This window comes from Kribbella sp. NPDC020701 (assembly GCF_055562215.1).
On record NZ_JBVHFT010000002.1, the window covers coordinates 437,579 to 453,225 of the forward strand.

13 protein-coding genes are annotated in these 15,647 nt (G+C 67.8%); 3 read left to right on the forward strand and 10 right to left on the reverse strand.

Annotation, left to right across the window (positions count from 1 at the left end):
* Nucleotides 1–455: 455 nt before the first annotated feature.
* From ACZ3HV_RS05630 to ACZ3HV_RS05640, 3 genes are all read right to left on the reverse strand, one after another.
* Complete coding sequence (locus tag ACZ3HV_RS05630) at nucleotides 456–1,697, reverse strand: hypothetical protein (RefSeq protein ID WP_465681246.1); 1,242 nt, start codon at nucleotides 1,695–1,697, stop codon at nucleotides 456–458.
* 339 nt (nucleotides 1,698–2,036) lie between these two features.
* Nucleotides 2,037–2,705 (reverse strand): N-acetylmannosamine-6-phosphate 2-epimerase, encoded by a 669-nt coding sequence (locus ACZ3HV_RS05635; RefSeq protein ID WP_465681248.1) that lies wholly within the window; start codon nucleotides 2,703–2,705, stop codon nucleotides 2,037–2,039.
* Nucleotides 2,702–3,589 carry an N-acetylglucosamine kinase gene (locus tag ACZ3HV_RS05640; protein WP_465681250.1) on the reverse strand — a complete coding sequence of 296 codons (888 nt, stop codon included), beginning with the start codon at nucleotides 3,587–3,589 and terminating at the stop codon, nucleotides 2,702–2,704. Before ACZ3HV_RS05640 ends, ACZ3HV_RS05635 begins: the two co-directional genes overlap by 4 nt.
* A gap of 138 nt (nucleotides 3,590–3,727) precedes the next feature.
* Between ACZ3HV_RS05640 and ACZ3HV_RS05645 the strand changes: the two genes are divergently transcribed.
* Nucleotides 3,728–4,558, forward strand: a complete 831-nt coding sequence (locus ACZ3HV_RS05645; protein ID WP_465681252.1) for an LLM class flavin-dependent oxidoreductase — start codon at nucleotides 3,728–3,730, stop codon at nucleotides 4,556–4,558.
* A gap of 13 nt (nucleotides 4,559–4,571) precedes the next feature.
* Here the strand turns inward: ACZ3HV_RS05645 and ACZ3HV_RS05650 are convergent, their stop codons facing one another.
* Nucleotides 4,572–6,002 carry a gamma-aminobutyraldehyde dehydrogenase gene (locus ACZ3HV_RS05650; protein ID WP_465681254.1) on the reverse strand — a complete coding sequence of 477 codons (1,431 nt, stop codon included), beginning with the start codon at nucleotides 6,000–6,002 and terminating at the stop codon, nucleotides 4,572–4,574.
* An 8-nt stretch (nucleotides 6,003–6,010) separates the two neighbouring features.
* Entirely contained in the window at nucleotides 6,011–7,672 is a 1,662-nt protein-coding gene (locus tag ACZ3HV_RS05655) for an amidohydrolase (RefSeq protein ID WP_465681256.1), read from the reverse strand.
* Between the two features lie 155 nt (nucleotides 7,673–7,827).
* Here ACZ3HV_RS05655 and ACZ3HV_RS05660 point away from each other — a divergent pair, with 155 nt between their 5' ends.
* Nucleotides 7,828–9,216 (forward strand): aspartate aminotransferase family protein, encoded by a 1,389-nt coding sequence (locus ACZ3HV_RS05660; protein ID WP_465681258.1) that lies wholly within the window; start codon nucleotides 7,828–7,830, stop codon nucleotides 9,214–9,216.
* Between the two features lie 363 nt (nucleotides 9,217–9,579).
* Here the strand turns inward: ACZ3HV_RS05660 and ACZ3HV_RS05665 are convergent, their stop codons facing one another.
* From ACZ3HV_RS05665 to ACZ3HV_RS05685, 5 genes are read right to left on the reverse strand one after another with little or no spacing between them, the layout of a single operon-like run.
* Nucleotides 9,580–10,947, reverse strand: coding sequence for an NAD(P)/FAD-dependent oxidoreductase (locus ACZ3HV_RS05665; protein WP_465681260.1), 1,368 nt, complete (start codon nucleotides 10,945–10,947; stop codon nucleotides 9,580–9,582).
* On the reverse strand, nucleotides 10,944–11,741 hold the full coding sequence (locus tag ACZ3HV_RS05670; RefSeq protein ID WP_465681262.1) for an ABC transporter permease: 798 nt from the start codon (nucleotides 11,739–11,741) through the stop codon (nucleotides 10,944–10,946). Before ACZ3HV_RS05670 ends, ACZ3HV_RS05665 begins: the two co-directional genes overlap by 4 nt.
* A complete protein-coding gene (locus ACZ3HV_RS05675; RefSeq protein ID WP_465681263.1) occupies nucleotides 11,738–12,640 on the reverse strand; it encodes an ABC transporter permease in 903 nt (300 codons plus the stop codon). The genes ACZ3HV_RS05670 and ACZ3HV_RS05675 overlap by 4 nt, the downstream gene beginning before the upstream one ends.
* Nucleotides 12,637–13,806 carry an ABC transporter ATP-binding protein gene (locus ACZ3HV_RS05680; RefSeq protein ID WP_465681265.1) on the reverse strand — a complete coding sequence of 390 codons (1,170 nt, stop codon included), beginning with the start codon at nucleotides 13,804–13,806 and terminating at the stop codon, nucleotides 12,637–12,639. The genes ACZ3HV_RS05675 and ACZ3HV_RS05680 overlap by 4 nt, the downstream gene beginning before the upstream one ends.
* Nucleotide 13,807: 1 nt before the next feature.
* Nucleotides 13,808–14,998, reverse strand: a complete 1,191-nt coding sequence (locus ACZ3HV_RS05685) for a polyamine ABC transporter substrate-binding protein (protein WP_465681267.1) — start codon at nucleotides 14,996–14,998, stop codon at nucleotides 13,808–13,810.
* A gap of 146 nt (nucleotides 14,999–15,144) precedes the next feature.
* Between ACZ3HV_RS05685 and ACZ3HV_RS05690 the strand changes: the two genes are divergently transcribed.
* Nucleotides 15,145–15,627, forward strand: coding sequence for an Lrp/AsnC family transcriptional regulator (locus tag ACZ3HV_RS05690; protein ID WP_465681269.1), 483 nt, complete (start codon nucleotides 15,145–15,147; stop codon nucleotides 15,625–15,627).
* Nucleotides 15,628–15,647 lie beyond the last annotated feature (20 nt).

The following is a 15,647-nucleotide window of genomic DNA, read 5'->3' on the forward strand; positions in this document are numbered from 1 at the left end:
AGCAGCCGGGCCGGGGTGATCTGAGCAGCGCCGCCCCAGCGGGCGGCTCGTCCAGGGTGCTGGGACAGGACCCGGTGGGCTCAAACAGCACCTGGTGAGCTCGGCCAGGAACCTGTGGGGTCGGCCAGGAACCTGTGGGCTCACACAGCACGTGGTGGGGTCGGCCAGGAACCTGTGGGGTCGGCCAGCACGTGGTGGGCTGGGCGTGGAACTCGTGGGCTAGGACGGGAACCGGTGGCCCGGGACAGGTTATTGCCTGTCTCAGCCCACCAGGTGGTGTTCGAACCCCCGTGAGCTGTCGGTCGGTGCGCCACGACCGCGCCGCTTTCCGGAGGATTCTGGTCACCTGGCGCAGTTTTGTTTCCGAAGACCCGAGCCGCCGCAGGACGCGAGGGGTGGTGGGAGCGCGCGTAGCGGGTGCGACGGAGGAGTGCCTGCGTGGCACGCGGGGAAACCTAGCTGTTCATGAAGGTGGTTGTTCGGGATAGGAGTTGGGTGGTGGTGGGTTGGTCGAAGTAGGTGATTAGGGCTTCGTAGGCGCCGGATTCGGCGGCTGGGGGGTCTACTGCGTAGCCGTAGTAGCCGTCGGTGTAGCCGATGACTCGGGTGATGGGGTGGGTGCTGTCGGCTTGGAGGCGGGCGCCGTGGGCGGCGAAGAGTTCGACGGGGAGGTTGACCCAGCAGACGTCGCCCATGGTGACGACGCTGACGGGCAGCTCGAGAGACTCCGGCAAGGAAGCGGACGCCATCAGGGCTTGGCCGCGGGCGCCTTCGAGGCGGGATTGGGAGATGCGGCCGGATGGGTCGTCGCTGCCGTTCAGCCGGTCCTCCGCGACGGCTACGAGCTCCGCGGCCTCGTCGGCCGATGGGATGGCGCGGACCGGCAGGTCGAGCGTCGTACGGCGAATGGCCGGTGCCGACTGCGGTAGCTCCAGGCCCGGCCCGGCCAGCGCCTCGCGGACGCGTCCGGCCATCAGACCCCCCAGCCTGGCGACCTCGGCGGCACCGCGGCCCTGACGGGTGAACCGTGGACTCACGTCACCGGCGGCGCCCTGCAGGAACCCGACCACCGCCGGAGCCAGTGCGGCACGGGCGGCACCCGGCCAGTCGGCGGAGTATTGCAGGTTCTCCGGACCGTAGGTGGTCGGGTGGCAGGCGAAGTCCAGCAGGACCGCCTCAAGCGAGCCGTCCGTACCATGCAGCGCGAGGATGCCGGCCGTGTTGTCGTGCGGACCGCTGCGACTATGCCGGTTGGTGCCGACCCCGATCACCTCGATCGACCGCCACGTCGCTGTCACCGGCTGGTGCTCCAGCCTGGCGCCCCGGACCGAGGACTGCAGTGCGTGGACGATGTCACACTCTCGCTCCGCCGGAATGACCGGGTGAATCTGCCCGGTCCAGCCGGACGGGCCGGAGTGCGTGTGTGAGGCGGACACCACCACGTGTGACGGTGGGATGCCGGCCGCGGCGCCCGCTGCCGCGGACAGTTCGGCGGTGAGCTCCTTGCCGACGGCAATCGCGTCCAGGGTTAGCCACAGCACCCCAGGGGCGTCCGCCGTACTCAGCCAGATGATGGTGGCCCGGAGTGGGTCCGCAGTACCGGTCGCGCCACCGGCTCGGGCGGCATAGCCGTCCATTCGGTGGCCGGGGGGCGGGGTGACGTCCAGGGACGTCGCGGCCAGGAGGAGGTCGGTCACGTAACGGCTCCAGTCGCGGCCAGGAGGAGAACGGTCACTTGCGGGCTCCAGCGGTCGTACCGGTACTGATCTGACGGTGGAACGCTCGGTCAACCGCCAGCACCGGAAGTATTGAAATGGTCAATCCGGCCAACAGCCCCGAGAAGTCCCAGTGGTACCCCGGCGTGACCGCGATATTCGCCAGCCCCTGAGTCACCAGGTAACGCTTCTCGTCGGTGTTCAGTACCACGACAAGCAGGTACTCGTTCCACAGGCCCAGGAACTGGAATTCCGATACTAACCAGTCCGGGCCTGGCCAGTGGCAACATCGACAAAGTCGGCTAGACCACTCCTCCGGGTCTACGGAGCCGGAATTGCGCCCGCCAACCGGGCGGTGATGTCCATCGGGTTGGTGATGGCGTTGCCCACGACTACGGCGTGGGCGCCGGCTTCGCAGACGGCGCGGATGTGTTCGGGAGTGCGGATTCTGCCTTCGGCGACGATGGGGCAGTCGAGCTTGGTGGCGAGTTGGCGGACCAGGTCGACGTCGGGTTCGGTCGGCGTACGGCCATTGGTATAGCCGGACAGGGTGGTCGCGACCAGGTCGGCGCCTGCGGCCCGGGCGGCCAGGCCGGCGTCGAAGGTGTCCACATCGGCCAGGACGGGTACGCCGAGTTCGTCGTGGATCCGGTGGATCTGCTGGTCCAGCCGCTGCCCGTCGGGTCGTGGTCTGAGCGTGCCGTCCAGGGCGATCAGGTCGGCGCCGGCCACGACGAGGTCGACGGCGGACTCGTACGTCGGGGTGATGAAGACGCCGGCCGGATCACCGAGCTTGTGCAGGCCGATGATCGGCAAGCTGGTCACGGCCCGGATCGCGGCGATGTCGTCCGGTCCGTTGGCCCGGATGGCACCGGCACCACCGGCCTCGGCGGCCTGGGCCATCAGCGCCATCGCGGCGGGCGAGAAGAACGGGTTCCCGAGGCCCGCCTGGCAGGAGACCACGAGAGAGCCGCGGGCAAGGGATCTCATCGGTGGTGCAGCACAATCAGGTCGGCGTACGGTCCGACAGGCCCGGTCGCGAGTCGCTCCGCACCGTCGAGCGAGTTCCCGGCGGCCGGCGTCAACTGCGCCCGCGGCGTCAAGGCCGCGCGTACGGGGGCCAGCAGTTGCTCACCCGCGCCCGCGAACAGCCCGCCGACGCAGGCGACCGGAACGGGTCCCTCGCCCGCCAACTGCGCCACCGCGGCCTCAATCGTCTCCGCGATGTCCCCGGCCGCGCGTACGACGAGATCGGTGGCAACCGGGTCACCTTCCGTGGCACATCGCAGTACCTCGGGAGCGAAACGGGCGACGTCGTCGACCAGCGTCGAGGAGCGGTAGAGGGTAACCGGATCGAGCGTGGTCTCCGCGAGCTTGGTCACCGGACCGCGTCCGTCCCGCGCACGCTGCACAGCGACCAGACCGGCCCGGCCGATCGCGAACGCGCTGCCCGCGTCGCCGAACAGGTACCCGTGTCCGTCCAGCTTGCGCCAAGTGCCGTCCCGATCCACTGCGAGGCAGACCAATCCGGTGCCTGCGGCAACCACTACGCCGTACCCGCCGGGCAGCGCGCCGGCGTGCGCCGTCACCATGTCCTGGGTCAGCCGTACCTCGTCGGCGTCGAGCAACTCGCCGACCTCCGCAGCGAAGACCTCAGCCGCACCAGGCGCGGGCGGATAACCGGTCAAGCCGAGGGCAACCACCTCGACCGGCCCGCTCACCTCCGCCTCGGCCGCCGCGGCGCCAATGGCAGCCAGCATGTGGCGCGGAGCGTCCGGACCGTGGGTGTAGCCGGGTCCGTCGCCAGTACGACGCGATGGGAGGACTCGGAGTCTGAGGGCGGACTGTCCGCCGTCGATGGCGATGCGGGTCATGCAGTGATCCAGTGTGAGTAGTCGACCAGGAATAGTGCAGCATTCACTGTTGCCGAGGAGACGCGGGCGGTAAAGCACCTTCAGTAGACCACTCGGCCGGTATGGCAGGCTGGCCGGAGATCCTCGGGAGGGAACGCTATGCGCTTTGGGCTCCAGGTCAATCCGGCCGGCTGGGACGATGCGTCGTCCTGGGCGACGATCGCGGAGCAGGCCGGCTTCGACGGGCTGTGGACCGGCGACAACCTGCGCAACCCGCGTGATCCCGCCATCGCGGTGCACGACGGGCCGACCATCATCGCCGGCTGGGCGGCGACGACGCGGCGGATCCGGGTCGGGCTGCTGATCGCGAACATGGTGTTCCGGCAACCGACCGTACTGGCCAAGCAGGCGACCACCCTCGACCACATCTCGGCCGGCCGGTTCGACCTGGGCATCGGGTCCGGCGTCTGGCCGACCGATCACGGCATGGCCGGTACGCCGATCTGGAGCGCGCGGGAGCGGACCGACCGGCTGGCCGAGTTCGTGGCGGCCGTGGATCGGCTGTTGTCGGGGGACGTCGCCGACCACGACGGGCCGTACTACCCGTACTCGCTGGCCGCGATGACGCCCGGGACGGTGCAGGAACGGCTGCCGTTGATCATCGCCGCGAACGCTCCCCGCGCGCTAGCGGTCGTCGCGGCGCACGGTGATGGGTGGGTGACGTTCCCGGGCGCGGCGAACGAGGAAGAGTTCTACGCGAAATCGGTCGAGCGTGTGCAAGCCCTGGACGCGGCCCTCGAGGGGCGGACGATCCGGCGGTTGCTGCTCGCGTACGGGCAGATCGATCCGTGGGCGTCGGTGGACGGGTTCGCCCTGCTGGTCGAGCGCTATCAGGGCATCGGGTTCGACGAACTGGTCGTCTACGCGCCGAAGGACCATGAGCGCGCGGTCTTCGACGCGGTGGCGAACAAGCTCGACGACTACCGCTGACCACTCGAGGTGATCAGTCCTCGATGTCGGACATGACGTGTTTGATGCGGGTGTAGTCCTCCAGGCCGTACATGGAGAGGTCCTTGCCGTAGCCGGAGTGCTTGAACCCGCCGTGGGGCATTTCGGCGACGATCGGGATGTGGGTGTTGATCCACACGCACCCGAAGTCGAGCCGGCGGGCCATCCGCATGGCACGGCCGTGATCGCGAGTGAAGACGGATGAGGCCAAGCCGTACTCGACGCCGTTGGCCCAGCGCAGCGCCTCGTCCTCGTCGGTGAACCGCTGGACCGTGATCACCGGGCCGAAGATCTCCTGCTGGATGGCGTCGTCGTTCTGCCGGAGTCCCGAGACCACTGTGGGCGCGTAGAAGTAGCCGCGTTCACCGACGGCAGCACCCCCGGTGCGGACGGTCGCGTGGTCGGGCAGGTTGCGGATGAAGCCGCTGACCCGGTGCAACTGGGCTTCGTTGTTCAAAGCGCCGTACGCGGCGTTCGGATCGTCAGGCATGCCCGTGTGGGTGTGGTTGGCCCGATCGGTCAGCGCGTCGACGAAGTCGTCGTGGATGCGTGGACCGGCCAGCACCCGGGTCGCCGCGGTGCAGTCCTGGCCGGCGTTGAAGTACCCCGCGTCCGCGATCACCTGCGCGGCCTTCTCCAGGTCAGCGTCGTCGAAAACGACCACGGGCGCCTTACCACCCAGTTCGAGATGGGTCCGCTTGAGCTGCCGGGCCGCGCTCGACGCGACCTCCATCCCGGCCCGGACCGAGCCGGTGATCGCGACCAACTGCGGGATCTCGTGGTCGACCAGCGCGCGGCCGGTGTCGCGGTCCCCGCAGACCACGTTGAGTACGCCGGGCGGCAGGAACTCGTTGCACAGTTCGGCGAGCAGGACGGTCGATGCCGGAGTGGTGTCGCTCGGCTTGAGCACGACCGTGTTGCCGGCGGCGAGGGCCGGCGCGATCTTCCAGACCGCCATCATCAGCGGGTAGTTCCACGGCGCTACCTGACCGACCACGCCGATCGGCTCACGCCGGATCCACGACGTGTGACCGGCCATGTACTCGCCCGCCGACCTGCCCTCCAGCACCCGGGCAGCACCGGCGAAGAACCGCAACTGGTCCACACACGGCGGCACCTCATCGGTGGTGGTGATGGACAGCGGCTTGCCGGTGTTCTGGCTCTCGACCGCAATGAACTCGTCCGCGCGCCGCTCCATCGCGTCCGCGATGCGCAGCAACGCGAGCTGCCGTTCGGCGGGAGTGGTGTCGCGCCAGGTCTCGAAAGCTCGCGCGGCCGCGGTCATCGCCTGGTCGACGTCTTCCCGGCCGGACAGCGGTGCCCGGGTATAGACCTCACCGGTCGCCGGCGCGATCACGTCGTACATCGCTCCACTGAGTGCGCCCACCGGCTTGCCGTCGACGATGTTGGTGAGGCTCTGCTCCATGACGGTCCTTATCTGCTCGACTGATCGCCGAAGACGCACTCGCCCTCGACGTAGGTGGCCCGCACCCGGGTTTCTGCGATCTCGTCGGGCGGTCCGGCGAACGGGTCGCGATCGAGTACCGCCAGATCCGCGAACGCCCCGATCTCGATTCGCCCGGTGTCGTCGGCGTGGTTCAGCCACGCACTTCCCGACGTGTACGCCGCCAGCGCCGTGGCCAGGTCCAGCGCCTGTTCGGGCAAGAAGACATCCATGCCCTGGTCCTGCCGACGATTCACGGCGACGTGTACGGCGGCCAACGGGTCCGGACTCGACACCGGCCAGTCCGAGCCGGCCGCGAGCCGGGCACTCGACCGGGCCAGGTCTCCGAACGGGTACTGCCACCCCGTCCGCTCCGGCCCGAGGAACGGGATGGTCAGGTCGACCATTTGCGGGTCGTACATCGCCCACAACGCCTGCAGGTTCGCTGTGACTCTGAGCTGCGCGAATCGACCGATGTCGTCGGGGTGGATCACCTGAAGATGAGCGATGTGGTGGCGCAGGTCGCTGTCGCCGTTCTCGGCCAGAGCCGCCTCGAACGCGTCCAGCGCTTCCCGGACCGCCCGGTCACCGATCGCGTGCAGATGGACCTGGAACCCTTCGGCGTCGAGCCGGCGGACGTGATGGCGTAGCTCGACCGGATCCACGAACGACAGGCCCGCGTTCGCGGTCCGGCAGCCACAGCCGTCGAAGTACGGCTCGAGCATCCCGGCGGAGAAGTTCTCCGCGACGCCGTCCTGCATGACCTTGACGCTGTCCGCGCGAAACCGCGGGAACTTGACCGCGTCCCGTCGTTCCACCAGCTCCGGGATCTGCTCGGCGCCACGCTCGCGTTGCCACCACAGCGCGCCGACGACCCGTGCGGTCAGGCGGCCTTCGCGCGCGAGTTCGACGTACGCCGGAGTCGCGTCGTCGATGTTGGCGTACGTACCGAGAATCGCGTCCTGCCAGCCGGTCACGCCGAGCGAGTGGAGGTAGGCCTGGGCGTCCAGCAGGGCGGCGACCATCTCGACGTGGGTCGTCGGCGGGACCAGGCGGCCGACGAGATCCATCGCGCCCTCGTGCAGTGTCCCGGTCGGCGATCCGTCGGGTCCGCGCTCGATGCGTCCGTCGGCGGGGTCCGGCGTACGGGCGTCGACTCCCGCCAGGGCGAGCGCCCGTGAGTTGACCCAGGCGCCGTGGTGGTCGGCGTTCACCAGGAAGGCCGGCCGGTCGTCGGTGACCGGGTCGAGGTCGGCCGCGGCCGGTGCGGCGTCCGGGAAATCGGGCTGATGCCAGCCGCCGCCGAGGATCCACGGGACGTCCGGGTGCGTAGCGGCGTACCGCGCGATCTTCTCCTGGTACGCCGGTAGTCCTGACGCCGGTGCGAGGTCGCAGCGGGCGCGTTCGAGACCGCCCTGGACCGGGTGGACGTGGGCGTCGACGAAGCCGGGGAGCAGGAGCCCGCCGGCCAGGTCGACCACCTCGGTGTGCGGGCCACGCAGGTCGGTGAGGTCGGCTCCGATCGCGGCGATCCGGCCGGAGCTGACGGCGACGGCCAAGCTTCTCCGGTACCGCGACCCGTCGAAGACCGAGCCGTTGACGAACAGCGTGTCCACTCCGCCGACCTCCCCGCGGTGCTTGTTGCTGGCCACGCCCACCGCCCCGGTCGACTGATTCCGCACCAAATGGTGCCATGAGCTGCTGACATCGACACACTAACGGCTCGGCCGGCACGAAATCACTTGCCTGAACGCATTTTTCCAGGCACGATGTCGGGCAACGGCCAGCCTGAGACGAGGGATACCCCATGCCGTCCGACACGCTCGACGACGCCGACTTCGCCCACCTGCAGCAGTCGGCCCGCGATCACCTGTGGATGCACTTCACGAGGCTTTCGAGCTACCAGTCCGGTGAGGTGCCGGTCATCGTCCGCGGCGACGGCGTCTACATCTACGACGCCCGCGGCAAGCGGTACCTGGACGGTCTGGCCGGCCTGTTCGTCAGCCAGCTCGGCCATGGCCGGACGGAGCTCGCCGAGGCGGCGGCCAAACAGGCCGCGGAGCTGGCGTTCTTCCCGCTCTGGTCCTACGCGCACCCCAAGTCGATCGAGCTGGCCGAGCGCATCGCCGGCTACGCGCCGGGCGACCTGAACCGAGTGTTCTTCACCAGCGGCGGCGGCGAGGCCGTAGAGACCGCCTGGAAGCTGGCCAAGCAGTACTTCAAGCTCACCGGCAAGCCCGGCAAGCACAAGGTGATCAGCCGCGCGATCGCGTACCACGGCACCACCCAGGGCGCGCTGTCGATCACCGGTCTGCCCGAGCTGAAGGCGCCGTTCGAGCCCCTGGTCCCGAGCACGTTCCGGGTGCCGAACACGAACTTCTACCGCGCCCCGATCCACGGCGACGACCCGACGGCGTTCGGTCGCTGGGCCGCCGACCAGATCGCCGTCGCGATCGAGAACGAGGGCGCCGACACCGTCGCCGCCGTCTTCCTCGAACCGGTGCAGAACGCGGGCGGTTGCTTCCCGCCACCACCCGGGTACTTCGAGCGGGTCCGCGAGATCTGCGACGAGTACGACGTACTGCTCGTCAGCGACGAGGTGATCTGCGCGTTCGGCCGGCTCGGGCACATGTTCGGCGCCGAACGGTACGGCTACCAGCCGGACATGATCACCTGCGCGAAGGGCATCACCTCCGGCTACTCACCGCTCGGCGCGATGATCGCGACCGACCGGCTGATCGAGCCGTTCCTGCACGGGGACGCCACATTCGCCCACGGCTACACCTTCGGTGGCCACCCTGTATCCGCCGCGGTCGCACTGACCAATTTGGACATTTTCGAGCGCGAAGGCATCAACGAGCACGTCCGGAGCCGGGAGGGGGATTTCCGGGCGACGCTCGAGAAGCTGCTCGATCTGCCCTTGGTCGGTGACGTCCGCGGCGCTGGGTACTTCTACGGGATCGAACTGGTCAAGGACAAGGCGACCAAGGAGACCTTCAACGACGAGGAGTCCGAGCGCCTGCTCCGCGGCTTCCTCTCCAAAGCCCTCTTCGACGCCGGCCTCTACTGCCGAGCCGACGACCGCGGCGACCCCGTCATCCAACTCTCCCCACCCCTGATCTGCGACCAGCCCCACTTCGACGAAATGGAACAAATCATCCGAGCCGTCCTCACCGAGGCCGAGTCCAAGCTCTAGACAGGAACTGGTGGGCTGGAACGGGAACTGGTGGGCCTGGACAGGTTATTCCTTGTGCCAGCCCACCAGTAGGTGTGTCAGCTCCCGCGAACTGGCTGCTCGCGCCGCGGCCGACCGTGCTTTCCGGAAGATTCCGGTCACCTGAGGAACCTTTGTTTCCGAAGATCCAACGTAGCGGGCTCGCGAGCGGGCTTGGCGGTTCGCGTGATGGCGGGTGCCTTGCGATACCGCGCCGGCCCGGAAGTTGAGCGGGCGCGCAGCAAGCGGGCAGGGGCGAGGGTGGCAGCCCGCACGGAGACCTCGGGTGGGTGGGAGCGTGCGTAGCAGGCGCGACGGAGGGGTGGCTGCGTGGGTGGGCGGCGGTTAGAAGTCGAAGCCCAGGCCCATTCGGTCGAGCGTGCGGAGCCAGAGGTTTCGTTTGCCGTTGTGGGTGTCGGCTCGGGACATGGACCAGCGGGTCAGGTGGATGCCGGCTGTGCGGAGGGGTTCGGGTGGGAAGGGGAGGGGGCGTTCGCGGACCATGCGGAGGCTGGTGCGTTCGGTGTCTTCGGCGTACAGGAGGTCGAGCATGACGTCGGCGCCGAAGCGGGTGGCGCCTACGCCCAGGCCGGTGTAGCCGAGGGCGTAGCCGATGTGGCCGGAGTGGGCCGTGCCGAAGAACGCGCAGAAGCGGGTGCTGGTGTCGATCACGCCGCCCCAGCGGTGGGTGAAGTGCAGGCCCTCCAACTGGGGGAACGTCGTGAAGAAGTGCCGGCCGAGCATTGCGTGGATCGAGTGACGTTGTTCGAAGGCTGGATCGATGCGGCTGCCGAAGTGGTACAGCGGCAGGTAGCCGCCCCACAGGATCCGGTCGTCTCGGGTCAGGCGGTAGTAGTGGAAGAGGTTCGACGCGTCGCCCACACCTTGGCGATGTCGCCAGCCGATCGAGGCCAGATGCGCGGCTGACAACGGTTCTGTGAGCAGGACGAGGTCGTAGACGGGCACGGTGTACAAACGCAAGCGCCGCAGCAGCGGGGGGAAGGCGTTCGTGGCCAGCGCGATCCGATCCGCGCGTACGTTGCCGGTTTCCGTCGACACTTGCTTGCTGTGCATCCGAGTCACACGGCTGTGTTCGTGGATGCGTACGCCGAGTTCCAGGCAAGCCCGGCGTAATCCCCAGGCCAGGCGGGCCGGCTCGACCAAGGCGGTCCGGTGAGGGTCGGACAACGCGCCGAGGTAGGTCGGTGAGTTCAGCTCGGCGCGGGCGGCCTCCTGGTCCAGGAGCGTGACGCCGGGACGCTCCTCGGCCTCCTCGGCCAGTTCGTCCAGGTGGTGCGGTGCTGTGGCAACAGTGAGCTCGCCAGTTCGTTGCCAATCGCAATCAATGCCGAACCGCTCGATGGTGTCACCAATGGCATCGAGGTTGTCGGCGCCCAGTTGCTCGAGCTGATCGACTTCGTCCGGCCAGCGGGCCCGGCCGTTGCCGAAGCCGTGGGTGAGGCTGGCGTCGCAGAAGCCGCCGTTGCGTCCGCTGGCGGCGGATCCACAGGTGTCGCTCTCGAGCAGTACGACATCGAGCGAAGGGTAGCGTTCCTTCGCCCGCAACGCTGTCCACAGACCGGTGTACCCACCGCCGACCACCACCAGGTCGGCCGAGGTCGGTCCGAGGAGTGCCGGCGCGGCGTCCGGCGCGGACTTGTCGTCGAGCCAGAACACCCGCGGCTCGGCGTCTGCGAGTGCCGCCAGTTTCATCGGACCCGTCGGCGCCGGGCGAGTTCGCCGCCTAGTACGAGGACGAGCGCCAGCAGGAACATCGCCGTACCGACGACGTTGATCTGCGGCGGGATGTCACGTTGTGCCGAACCCCAGACGAACATCGGGAACGTCACCGTGGTGCCGGCGTTCAGGTTCGTGATGATGAAGTCGTCGAAGGACAGCGAGAAACTCAGCAGCGCCGCGGCCACGATGCCCGGCAGAACCAGGGGGAACGTGATCCGCCAGAACGTCTGCCACTCGTTCGCGTACAGATCCATCGCGGCCTGTTCGAGCCGGTAGTCCATCCCGGTCAGCCGCGCCTTCACTGTGACGACGACGAACGACAGACAGAACATCACGTGCGCGATCAGCACCGTCCAGAACCCGAGCCGGCCGCCGAGCCCGCCGGAGACGAACAGCGCCAGCAGCGACGACCCGAGCACGATCTCCGGCGTGGCCATCGGCAGGAAGATGAACAGGTTCGTGCCGGACCGCCCGCGGAAGCGGTGCCGCACCATCGCGAACGCCATCAGCGTGCCGAGCACGGTGGCGATCACGGTCGCGAGCAGGCCGATCCGCAGACTGGTGCTGACCGCGTCGCACAGCCCGAACGGCCGGCACGGATGCTGCCAGTTCTCCCAGGTGAACCCGTCGAACGTGTACGACAGCTTGCTCTTCGGCTGGTTGAACGACATCAGCATCACGACCATGATCGGCGCGAAGAGGTACAGCAGCACGAGCAGCGCGAACATCATGACCAGGTTCCGCCTGATCCAGCGCCCGGCCCTCATACCAGTTCCTCCGTCCCAGCCCGTCGTACGTAGACCAGCACCAGTACGACGATCGCCGCCATCAGCGTGACCGACAGCGCGGCCGCGGTCGGATACGCACCCGCGGCGAACAGGCGCTGGATGTCGTTGCCGATCATCCGCTGCTTCGGCGTACCGAGCAGCTGCGCGTTGATGTAGTCGCCGGCCGCCGGGATGAAGGTGAGCAGCGTGCCCGCGACCACACCCGGCATCGAAAGCGGCAGCGTCACGGTCCGGAACGTGGTGAACGGATTGGCGAACAGATCGCCGCCCGCCTCGATCAACTTCGGATCGATCCGTTCCAGGCTCGCGTACAGCGGCAGCACCATGAACGGCAGGAAGTTGTACGTGAGCCCGGTGACGACCGCGGTCGTGGTGGCGAGCAGCCGGCCGTCCTGGCCGAGGATGTGCAGCCACTTCAGCGTGTCGACGACGAAGCCGTTGTCGCTCAGCAGCAGCTTCCACGACAAGGTGCGGATCAGGAAGCTGGTGAAGAACGGCGCAATCACGAGCGCCAGCATCAGGTTCTTCCACCGGCCGGCCTTCATCGCGATCGCATACGCCAGTGGATACCCAAGGATCAGGCAGAACGCGGTCGTGATCAGCGAGTACCACAACGACCGGAAGAACGGCCGCGCGTAGTCCGTCATCGCGTCGGCGAAGTTCTGGAAGTGCCAGGTCATCTTGAACCCGGACTCGATCGAACCGTTCGGGTCGTACAGGCTGGCCGCGAGCAACGTCACCAGCGGTACGACGAAGAACAGCAGCAGCCAGAGTCCGCCCGGAAGGAGCAGCAGGTACGCCGTGAGCCGCCGGCCGGGCCGTTCGGTCTTGGCGGCCGGAGGCGCGGTCGCCGCACCCAGCTGGCCGACCGCGCTCATCCGGCACCACCCGCGTCGTCGACCTTCTCGACCCCCGCCTGCGCATCCTGATCCGCGTCCAGCACGAACGTGTGCGACGGCTGCCAGTGCAGGTCGACCGCGTCCCCGACCGCGAACGTGTCGCGGGCGCCGGTGTTCTGCTCGAAGATCGTCAGCTCCTGATCCCACGGCAGCTTCGCCAGGTACTGCGTACTGACGCCGACGTAACTCACATCGGTCACGACCGCGCCGCGGAGCTGGTTCGACCCGTTGCTCTGCTCGGTGCCCGTTCGCGCCAGGAAGACCTTCTCGGGTCTGATGCCCATCCAGACATCGCCCTCGGTCACCCGGCACCTGGGCAGCGGCACAGTCACCTTGCGGCCGTGCACGTCAACCACCAGGTTCTGGTCGGCCTGGCCGATGATCGAGGCCCGGATCAGGTTGGACTGGCCGAGGAAGTTCGCCACGAACGTCGTGGCGGGCAGGTCGTAGAGCTCGGTCGGACTACCCATCTGCTCGATCACGCCCGCGTTCATCACCGCGATGGTGTCGGCCATCGTCATGGCCTCCTCCTGATCGTGGGTGACGTGCACGAACGTGATGCCGACCTCGGTCTGGATCCGCTTCAGCTCCAGCTGCATCTGCCGGCGCAGCTTGAGGTCGAGCGCGCCGAGCGGCTCGTCCAGCAGCAGCACCTGCGGACGGTTGATCAGCGCCCGGGCCAGCGCGACTCGTTGCTGCTGGCCACCGGACAACTGACCCGGCTTGCGCTTGCCGAACCCGCCGAGCTCGACCAGGCCGAGCATCTCGTCGACCTTCGGCTTGAAGTCCTTGACGCCGCGTCGCTTCAGTCCGAACGCGACGTTCTCGAAAATGTCGAGATGCGGGAACAGCGCGTAGTTCTGGAACACCGTGTTGACCGGACGCTTGTACGGGCGCAGTCCGGTGATGTCCCGCTCACCCAGGCGGATCTTCCCGGCGCTCGGCTCCTCCAGCCCGGCGACCATCCGCAACGTGGTGGTCTTGCCGCACCCGGACGGGCCGAGCAGTGCGAAGAACGTCCCGGCCGGCACGGTCAGGTCGAGGTCGTCGACGGCCCGCTGGGCGCCGAATTCCTTGCTGATGCCGGTGAGGACGAGGTCGTCCGACCCGGGCGGCGGGGTCGAAGAGGTCTCAGGCGTGGTCATGTCAGCCCCCGATCGCGAGGTTGAAGTCGGTTTCGTAGAGGGCCGCCTTGGCCGTGTCCAGTGGCATGAACGCGGTGGTCTTGGACAGCATCTCCTCGTCGGGGAAGATCAGCGGGTCGTCGACCACGTCGGGGTCGACCGTCTCCATCGCCTTCTTGGCCCCCGTGACCGGGCAGATGTAGTTCACCCAGTCGGCCAGCGTCGCGGCGACCTCGGGCTCGTAGTAGTAGTTCATCAAGGCCTCGGCGTTGCCCTTGTGGGTCGCTTTGTTCGGCACCAGCATGTTGTCCGACCACAGATTCAGGCCCTCTTCGGGCACCACGAACTTGATGTCGGGGTTGTCGGCCTGCATCGCGATCACGTCACCGGACCAGGCCTCGCAGGCGGCGATGTTGCCGGCGTTCAGGTCCTGCACGTAGTCGTTTCCGGTGAAGCGGCGGATCTGCCCGGTGCCGACGACGTCCTCGAGCTTCTGCAGCGCCTTGCTCCACTCCGCGTCGTTGAACTTCTCCGGGTCGGCGCCGACCAGCTTGAGCATGAAGGACATGGTGTCCGGCATCTCCGACAGCAACGTGATCCGGCCCTTCAGGTCCTCCCGGCTGAGCAGGTCCGCGAAGCTGCCCACTGGCTTGGTGACCTTCGCGTTGTACGCAATCCCGGTCAGACCGCTCTGCCATGGGACGCTGTAATCGCGGTTCGGGTCCCAGCTCGGCGCCTTGAGCTTGGCCAGCAACTGCTGGTCGACGTTCGGAATCTTCGCGTGGTCGAGCTTCTGGATCCAGCCGAGCCCGATCATCCGGGCGGCCATCCAGTCGGTCAGCACGAAGATGTCCCGGCCGCAGGACTGGCAACTGCCGAGCTGGTCGCGCACCTTGGCGTAGAACTCGGCGTTGTCGTTGACGTCGGTGGTGTAGGTGACCTTGATGCCGGTCCGGGTCTGGAACTCCTCCAGCGTCGGCAGCACCGTCTTGCCGTTGACCTTCTCGTCGGACTCGTCCATGTAGCTCGGCCAGTTCGAGAAGTTCAGCGTCTTCTGTTGCGCCGACTCATCGGTGCTGATGCAGTCGCCCGCGCTCTGCTTGGCGGCGGGGATCCCGCAGCCGGCGAGAGCCCCGCCCAGCCCGAGAGCGGACAGCGACATCCCCTTCAGGACCGCTCGGCGTCCGAGAACAGGCTGGTGACGAGGACTCATTGGACCCCCCTAGAAAGCGTCTTTCGCGGGCGATACTGTCAAACCGGACCGATATAGACAAGGGATTCCGAAGTTACTCGGCCATTTCGCAACGAATTCCGCTACGACGACTTGCTTACCCCCGGTGACACTGACAGGATCTCCGCGTGGCAGTGCGAACGGGGAACTCCGACAAGAACCAGACCCTGCTGGATGACACCTCGAAGGCGATCATCGAGCAGCTGCAGCTCGACGGGCGGCGCTCGTACGCGGCGATCGGCAAGGCCGTCGGCCTGTCCGAGGCGGCGGTCCGGCAGCGGGTGCAGCGGCTGACCGAGGCCGGCGTGATGCAGGTGGTCGCCGTGACCGATCCGCTCGAGCTCGGTTTCGACCGGCAGGCGATGATCGGGATCAAGGCCGAGGGCGCGCTGGAGCCGATCGCCGACGAGCTGGCGAAGATGGACGAGGTCGAGTACGTCGTGATCACGGCCGGCTCGTTCGACATCCTGGCCGAGGTGCTGTGCGAGAGCGACGAGCACCTGCTGCAGGTGCTGTCCGAGCGGGTCCGCCAGATCGAGGGCGTGAAGGCGACGGAGACGTTCGTCTATCTGAAGCTGGTGAAACAGACCTATTCCTGGGGTGTGCGCTGAACCTCTGGTCCGCTGAGCCT